This window comes from Streptomyces alkaliphilus (genome assembly GCF_014141535.1).
GTDB lineage: Bacteria > Actinomycetota > Actinomycetes > Streptomycetales > Streptomycetaceae > Streptomyces > Streptomyces alkaliphilus.
On sequence record NZ_VKHT01001391.1, the window covers coordinates 1 to 995 of the forward strand.

1 protein-coding gene is annotated in these 995 nt (G+C 75.7%); it reads left to right on the top strand.

From position 1 onward, the window contains the following. A partial coding sequence (locus tag FNQ90_RS24675) for a RecB family exonuclease (protein WP_228471580.1) occupies positions 1–967 on the top strand: 967 nt, incomplete at its 5' end. Positions 968–995 lie beyond the last annotated feature (28 nt).

Here is a 995-nt window from a genome sequence, read left to right on the forward strand (position 1 = left end):
GTCCCTCTCACCCTCCCGGGCCGCGGACTTCATGCGCTGTCCGCTGTTGTACCGCTTCCGGGTGATCGACCGGCTGCCCGAGCGGCCCAGCGCGGCGGCGACCCGGGGCACCGTGGTGCACGCGGTCCTGGAGCGCGTCTTCGACGCCCCCGCGGGGGAGCGCGACGCGCGGCGGGCCCGGGCGATGGTCGTGGCCGAGTGGGAGAAGCTGTTGGCCGCCCGTCCCGAACTGGCGGGGCTGTTCGAGGACGACCCCGCCGACACCACCGATCCCGCCCCTTCGACGGGGCCCGCCCCGGACGGCGCCGACGCCCCGTCCGCCGGGAGTCGCGACGCGGCCGGGCGGGCCCGGCTGGCGGAGTGGTTGGCCGGGGCGGAGGAGTTGGTCGAGCGGTGGTTCTCGCTGGAGGACCCCTCCCGGCTGGAGCCGGCCGAGCGCGAGGTGTTCGTCGAGACCCGGCTGGAGTCGGGGCTGCGGGTCCGGGGGGTGATCGACCGGGTGGACGTGGCGCCCACCGGTGAGATCCGGGTGGTGGACTACAAGACGGGTCGGGCCCCCCGCCCCGAGTACTCCGGCGAGGCCCTGTTCCAGATGCGGTTCTACGCGCTGGTGCTGTGGCGGCTGCGCGGCGTCATCCCCAAGCGGCTCCAACTGGTCTACCTGGGCAGCGGCGAGGTGCGGTGGCACGATCCCGTGGAGGAGGAGCTGCTGGCGGTGGAGCGCAAGCTGACCGCGCTCTGGGAGGCCATTCGACAGGCGACGGAGACGGGTGACTGGCGCCCCCGACGGGGACCTCTGTGCTCCTGGTGCGACCACCGCGAACGTTGTCCGGAATTCGGCGGGACCCCGCCGCCCTACCCCCTGCTCGTACAGCCGACGCTGCCCGGCGCGGACGCCGCCCCGACCGACACCCGGACGCCGACCGACACCGCCGGGACCGGCCGCCCCGGGGAGGCGGGGGACTGATCCGGGTCGCCGCCCCGGGGTCGCGGGG